Here is a 7,851-nt window from a genome sequence, read left to right on the forward strand (position 1 = left end):
ATGAAGAAAATAATCTATATCCTGTTTATATGGTTTGCGTATTCTCTAAGTGTTGGAGCACAAGAAAAACTGCGTCTAAGTTTACAGCGTACCATTGCTCTGGCCAACGATAGTTCACTGGAAGCTTTTCGTACAGAGAATATGTATCTGGCCGGATATTGGGAGTATCGGACTTATCGGGCGAACCGTTTGCCGAGCTTAAAGCTAAACATGACCCCGGCGCAGTATAATCGTGACTTTACCAAACGGTATGATTCTGAGAATAATGTAGATGTGTACCGTAGCCAACGGAACTTTTATGCTTATGGGAATCTGGCTATTCAACAGAACTTTGACCTGACCGGGGGAACATTTTTCTTAGATACAGAACTGGCTTATCTGCGGAGCTTTGGAGGAAGTAAGGCTACACAATATACCAGTGTGCCTATCCGGTTGGGATATTCACAGAGTTTGGTGGGGTATAATGCTTTTAAGTGGGAGCGTAAGATCGAGCCTCTTAAATATGAAAAAGTTAAGAAGGAGTTCATCTATAATACAGAGAATGTTTCCGAGAAAGCGACGACGTATTTCTTTGCTTTGGCTATGGCGCAGGTGGAGTATAAACTCGCAAAAGATGAAGTTGCTTCGAGCGACACTTTATATAAGATGGGGATGCAACGCCATCGGATAGCATCTATCTCCCAGGCAGATCTGCTTACTCTGAAACTGGATCATATCAATGCTCGCAATCGGCTTCAGAATGCTGCGATTGCTATTAAAAGGGCAATGTTTTCTTTGGCTTCTTTCCTGAATATGCCGAAAGATACAGAGATTGAACTGGATTTACCGGGGCGACCTCGGGATATGGTTATTCCTGTAGATGAAGCATTGGTTTACGCCCGTGAGAATAATCCGGATTTTCTGGAGTTGAAACAGAATATACTGGAAGCAGAACGGAATGTGGATAAGACAAAAAAAGAATCTCGTTTTAATGCTTCAATTAATGCCAGTATAGGATACAATCAGTCGGCAAATACCTTTAATGATGTTTACCACAAACCTATGCGTCAGGAGCTGGTTGCGGTAAGTGTCAGTATTCCGTTAGTTGATTGGGGGGTACGAAAAGGAAAGTATAATATGGCCCGCAATAACCTGAATGTGGTGAAAACCTCTGCTCAACAGGAGGAAATCAGCATTGAGGAAGAAGTGACTATGACTGTAAATGACTTCAATATCCAACAGAGTCTGATTATTAGTGCGGAAGAGGCCATGGAACTATCAATCATGGCATACAACGAAACCCGTCAACGGTTTGTTATCGGGAAAACAGATATAAATAGCCTGACGCTTTCTTTGAATCGCCAGCAGGAGGCCCAGCGAAATTATATATCTGCACTACAGAATTATTGGTTCAACTATTATAAGATAAGGAAACTTACGCTACATGATTTTGAAACTGGGATCTCTTTATCAGAAAAGATGGAGTTGGGCTTTTAAGTCTTTAAGTTTTTGAGTCTTTAAGTTCAGGAGATAGTTTAGTGAATTCAATCGTAAATCGTAAATCGTCAAATCGTAAATCGGGAATGCCAACGGCATTCACCTTGATTGTCGCATTTATTTGTGTGGCATTGATTGGTATTGCTTTATCTCCTTTATTGCCGGTGAAACTCAATCCTTCGCGCACACTTCCCGGTTTTACGGTGCGTTTCAATATGCCGGGTAGTTCTGCCCGTGTTGTAGAGATGGAGGCAACGAGTAAACTGGAAGCTATGCTGGCTCGTATCAAAGGAATTAAAAAAATGAACTCAACATCGGGCAATGGCTGGGGGAATATTAATATTGAGCTGGATAAGCATGCCGACATAGATGCCGTGCGTTTTGAGGCGTCTACTATCATCCGTCAAACATGGGCGCAATTACCCGACAGGGTGACTTATCCTTATATACAAATGAGGACGCCGGATAAAGATGCTTCCAGACCTTTTATGACCTTTACTTTGAATGCACCCTCTACCCCGATACTCATTCAGCAATTTGCGGAAGAGCAAATTAAGCCGCGGCTGGCACAACTCTCCGGTATCTACAAAATAGATATTTCCGGTGCAACCCCAATGGAGTGGCGACTGGAATACGACAGTGAGCAACTACATGCGTTAGGGATTACCGTAGAGAATATTCAGCAAGCCATTCAGCAACACTACCATCAGGACTTTCTTGGAACAGTAGATATGGATATGCCTTCCGGAAGCAGAGAGTGGATTCGACTGGCCTTGGTTCCGGATTATAATATCGGGCAGTTTGATGCTGCCGCTATTACCGTATCTTCCGTTGATGGCAAGTTGGTTAGATTAGACCAGTTGGTTAAAGTCAGCAGAATAGAAGAAGCCCCCCAAAGTTATTACCGTATTAATGGGCTGAACTCCATTTATATCTCGATAACGGCTAACGATTTAGCCAATCAATTACAGTTGAACAGTCTGGTGGTAAAAGAGATGGAAAAGATTCGGAGTTTATTGCCCGCCGGATATGAGATTCATACAAGCTATGATGCGACAGAATATATCCGCAATGAGCTGGATAAAATATACCTGCGCACCGGGCTGACTATTCTTATCTTATTGCTTTTTATTCTGGTCATAACCCTAAACCCGCGCTATTTATTGTTGGTTGTCATCAGTTTAAGTATAAACATCGCTATCGCCGTAATCTTTTACTATTTATTGGGACTGGAGATGCAACTCTATTCTCTTGCCGGAATAACCGTTTCGCTGAATCTCATCATAGATAACACGATTGTAATGACCGACCATATTCTTCACCGGAGGAATATGAAAGCCTTTATGTCGGTTCTGGCCGCTACCCTGACTACCATAGGCGCATTGGTTATCATCTTCTTTCTGGACGAAAAGATACGATTGAACTTACAGGACTTTGCCGGTGTGGTAATTGTAAACCTGTCCGTGTCCTTATTGGTTGCCCTATTCCTTGTTCCTTCTTTGATTGAGAAATTGAATATGTGGAAGAAACGTAAAAGAAGATTTCGTATCCGGCTTTCTTTCATTGCTCACCCACTAACTTTCTTTAAGCGTGGCGCTGTGTATTTCACCTGGTGCTATACGGTGTTGATCCGCTTTTTGTGCCGTTGGAGGGTATGGGTTTGTATGCTTTTTGTTTTGCTGTTTGGTCTGCCTGTTTTTCTTTTACCGGAGAAACTGGAAGGTGAGGGTAAAGGTGTGGAATGGTACAATAAAACATTAGGCTCACCAGAATATAAGGAGAATATTAAACCGATTGTAGATAAAGCATTGGGCGGTTGTTTGAGGCTGTTTGTACAGAAAGTCTATGAGGGAAGTTACTTTTCGCGGAATGAAGAGGTTGTTTTGAATATCAATGCTAACCTGCCAAACGGGAGTACACTTGAACAAATGAATACGTTAGTCAAACGGATGGAAGCATTTTTGGCACAGTACACCGGAATAAAGCAATTCCAAACAAGTATATATAATGCCCGCAGAGCGAGTATTCTTGTATATTTTACGAAGGAGAGTGAGCGGAGCGGATTCCCTTATACGCTAAAATCTCAGGTAATCAGTAAGGCACTCGAATTAGGCGGTGGAAGCTGGGGAGTGTATGGTTTGCAAGATACGGGATTTAGTAATGATGTGCGTGAAGGTGCCGGTTCGTTTCGTATAAAGATGTACGGCTATAACTATGATGAGTTATACGATTATGCTGAACGCATGAAAGCAAAACTCCTGAGTCATCGCAGAATAAAGGAAGTATTGATAAATTCGGAGTTTTCCTGGTGGAAGGATGATTATCAGGAATTTTATTTTGATTTGAATAAACGCCGGATGGCAGAAGAGGACATCACTGCAATGAGATTATTTACGGCAATGAAACCTGTTTATGGAAAAGATATGGATGCTGGTACGATAGTCGTTGAAAGTGGGGTTGAACATATCCGTCTTACCTCCAGGCAATCCTACCGGTATGATGTCTGGGCTTTGCGTAATATGCCTTATATGGATGCCGGGCGGCTTTATAAATTGTCCGAACTGGCTGTTGTGGAGAAGGGACAATCGCCGCAGCAGGTAGCTAAAGAAAATCAGCAATACCGGTTATGTTTGCAATATGAATATATCGGAGCTTCAGAGCAAGGCCGTAAACTTCAGAAGAAAGATTTGGAAGAGTTTAATGCAACCTTACCTATGGGTTATGTGGCAGAATCGGATGATTATGATTGGAGGTGGGGAGATAAGGATAATAAGCAATATCTATTGCTGTTGGTTGTGATTGCCATTATATTCTTCATCACGGCTATTCTCTTTAACTCGCTCAAACAGCCGTTGGCTATTATTTTTGTGATTCCTATCTCTTATATTGGTGTATTCCTTACTTTCTATTGGTTTAAGCTGAACTTTGATCAAGGTGGATTTGCTGCTTTTGTATTACTTTGCGGTATAACCGTGAATGCGAGTATTTATATACTTAATGAATACAACGCTATTCGCCGTCGTTTTCCTGAACTTACTCCGTTGAGGACATATGTTAAAGCCTGGAACGCTAAAATTACCCCTATCTTCTTAACGGTTGTCTCAACCATATTGGGTTTTATTCCTTTCATGATCGGTTTGGATAAAGAAGGATTCTGGTTTCCGTTGGCAGCCGGCACTATTGGTGGATTGATTATGTCGGTGATCGGAATATTTTTCTTGTTGCCATTGTTGGTATTGCCTTTACGAAAGCAACCTTAATAACTATTCTGTGGAGAATCAAAACAGTTTCTTAATCCATATATCCTGTTTCTTCTTTTTTATTGCCCGGTAAATTCGAACAACTGTTCGGAAATGAACATCCCCTAATTTGTGGCACGCACTGATTATCAGTTGTTTATGATTTTGGCATAACGCTTGCATTATAGTAAACGTAAGCCGATCGAAAAAAAGTTTCAAAAAAAATCGATGTGACTGCAATTTTTTGATAGGTGCTTGCGTCTTATAGGTAAAACGATTAAAAGAATAAATATAAATAAATAAAAAATTACAATTATGAAAGCTACATTATTAAAAGCAGTTGTGTGTGTTACTTTAGTTTTTGCTAGCGTTTTGAACTCAAATGTTATGGCTCAGGACAAGTTCGTTACTAATGATGTGATGGCTGGTGAGTTGGTTTCATCTAAGGTTATTTACCGTCATGATGGAATGTTGTATCGTCATATGAAACATGACTTTACTTATGATGATCAGAATAGAGTTGTTGAAAAAGAGATGTTTAAGTGGGATTCTGGTAAGGAAGTATGGGTGCCTTGTAGTAAGATTGCTTTGAATTATACTTTGGGTCAGGTAGAAATGAACCTTGCTAAATGGAATGAGAAAGATAAGATGTATAATGAAGCACAAGAGAAGAACGTTTATCAAATGGATTTAGCAAATCTGCCCATAGCTTATCAAAATTATAAGTGGAATGAACGCTCTGGTGAATGGAAAATTGCTGAAGATTACAGGTTCGGTTCGACAGCTGTAATGTATGCGATTAACTAATAGAAGATCATGATTAAGGTTGATTGATGTAGGTATTTGAGATTGTTTTATATGTATGGGCGGTTTACGAACCGCCCATATTGTAATTATAAGTATAGACTTTTATGCTGTCAAGTACCTTTTAATTTATAGAAGTGATATGTTTTTTACTTATCTTTGCAGTGGTAATAAGACGCTATACCCAACTTTGGAGTGCTCAAAAAGCGTTCGTTTGTTACTACAAAGATAGCAGCTAATATTAAAACGACAAATAATTATTTGTGTTTTTGATGGAATCCTGCTTTTAACGATTTTGTGTGCGTATTTGCTGATATTTTAACCTATCCCGGATGGCATCTTCTTTGTCATCTTTATACCATGATAAAGATCTTTTTTGTTGCTCTTTTAACGAACGTTTTTTGAGCAGTGCAGTGTCTCAAATATTTAAAGTGCAGTAAACCATGGCGTTAACCTTGTTGTCTGTGGAACAATATACATCTCTATCAGTTCTGGCTGAAGGGTGATAAACGCATTAAATGAATGAAACTTATTTCATGCATTTAATATTAAAGTTAACAATATGGAAAAGCACGGGCTGTGAAGCTCGTGCTTTTTAAATATTTTTTTCATATATTGTTTTATGGGATAAGTAAAATAAAAGGTAACCATTCGGCGTAGTGCCTCCTCTGTTTTTGCTCTTCCTGTTTCTGAGATAATCAAAGGTCTGGAACATTGATGTTTTTGATCCGACCATATACAGTAAATGGTCGGATGATTTATAGTTGATGGTCCGGCCCTTTTTTTATTTAAAATACAACCGCCCCGACTTAAATTTAATTTGTTGAGAATGAAATACTCCGTGCCTCTGTGTCCAAATCTTGTTTTATGTCTTACTGAGATTTTTGATACACTTTCTTAGCGATTATGGTATTTATTCAGAAATCGCAGCGGATGTTCCCGAAAGGTTATTTCTGAACTCAGCAGGAGTTAAGCCTGTTACTCTTTTAAAGATGCGGTGAAAGGTTTTGCGGTCGCTAAAGCCTGAATTATAAGCAATGTTATCTATCGTGAGGTATTGATTTCCTTTGTCAGACATGATATCTATTGCCTCTCTTATACGGTACTCGTTGATGTATTGCGTAAAAGTTTTCCCTGTGCACTTGTTCAAGGTGGTCGATATATAGGTTCGATTTACTCCAAGTTGTTCAACCATACTGTTCAGCGTAAAATGGACATTGGTGTACATCTTTTCTTCATCCATTAATTTTTGAATCCGTTCCATTAAAGCAAGTTCGACTTCATTGGGCTCGGCAATAACAAGGATTCTTTCTTCTGATTTTACGGATACTTTATGATCAGCGGCCCACTCTTGACTTTTCTTTACCAGCGTACGGTATACTGCACGCTTCCGACGATATAAGTTTATAGCATATAATAATAGCCCGGTGATAATCAGTAATATAATCCCTACATAGAATGCCACATGTTTATAATAGGCTGTTTGTACACGTTCCACTTGCAGTTCTTCTTCTTTGGCTTGTTGTTCCAGTCGGCTGGCCTGTTGTTCGGCATAAACCAGTTTCAGCGCATCGTATTCTTCATAAGCCTTCTTCTGATATATTAAAGCCGAGTCTTGATATGCAGCCGCAAGGATAGTATTGCCCATTATGGTGTAGTACTTGGCCATTACGGGATAGAGTCGTTCCCAGCGCTGGCTGGGGTAAGAACGCTGAATATAATCTACGCCCATATCTATATAATATTTACATTGTGCAGGATTCTTTTTTTCCAGATAAATATCAGCCAAAAGGGTAACCATGCCACTGGCATATGTATAGTCGTTAATACCCGCCATTGTTTTACGGGCAAATTCGAGTAATGGAATTGCTTCATCATATTTGCCTTGCTTGTGGAGGTTACCACCAAGATTACCCTTGGCAATAGCTTCCCAAGCAAGGCAATGTTCTTCCGAAGAGTTCTCGTGGTTGGGCGCGGCAAGTATCTTCCGGAAGTATTCGTCGGATGTTTCCAGGTCGTTGTAATGGTAACGGTGAATCAATCCTAATGTATTGTAAGCCGGGCGGAGCAAGGAATAACAAATTGCGTTCGGATCATGTGCTATTTTCCGGAAAAATGTTTCTGCTTCCGGGTAGTTGCGGAATTTATAGTGTAGTTCGCCCATCTCACGATAAGCTAATAGTTTCTCTGGTAAGTGGGAGGAAGAAATAGTGTTCAGCTCCCTATCAAGCACTTTGATGGTTTCGAATGCCTTGTCGTATTCTTTGTCTAATACGTAAATGTTCATCAACCCGCGAAGTGCTCTCAGATAGGTGATGGTATCGTTTGTTTC

4 protein-coding genes are annotated in these 7,851 nt (G+C 40.1%); 3 read left to right on the forward strand and 1 reads right to left on the reverse strand.

Annotation, left to right across the window (positions count from 1 at the left end; genetic code table 11):
- The 3 genes from D0T87_RS06585 (at position 1) to D0T87_RS06595 (ending at position 5,522) form a co-directional block, all read left to right on the forward strand.
- The gene (locus tag D0T87_RS06585; RefSeq protein WP_163174017.1) at positions 1 to 1,476 is read left to right on the forward strand and encodes a TolC family protein; all 1,476 of its coding nucleotides are present in this window, start codon (positions 1 to 3) and stop codon (positions 1,474 to 1,476) included.
- 86 nt (positions 1,477 to 1,562) lie between these two features.
- On the forward strand, positions 1,563 to 4,736 hold the full coding sequence (locus D0T87_RS06590) for an efflux RND transporter permease subunit (RefSeq protein ID WP_163174037.1): 3,174 nt from the start codon (positions 1,563 to 1,565) through the stop codon (positions 4,734 to 4,736).
- Positions 4,737 to 5,030: 294 nt separating this feature from the next.
- A complete protein-coding gene (locus D0T87_RS06595; RefSeq protein WP_163174019.1) occupies positions 5,031 to 5,522 on the forward strand; it encodes a DUF3836 domain-containing protein in 492 nt (163 codons plus the stop codon).
- A 910-nt stretch (positions 5,523 to 6,432) separates the two neighbouring features.
- Here the strand turns inward: D0T87_RS06595 and D0T87_RS06600 are convergent.
- Positions 6,433 to 7,851 (reverse strand): helix-turn-helix domain-containing protein (locus D0T87_RS06600; protein ID WP_163174021.1); only part of this gene is annotated, 1,419 nt, incomplete at its 5' end.

It is taken from the genome of Bacteroides sp. 51 (assembly GCF_010500965.1).
Classification (GTDB): Bacteria; Bacteroidota; Bacteroidia; order Bacteroidales; family Bacteroidaceae; genus Bacteroides.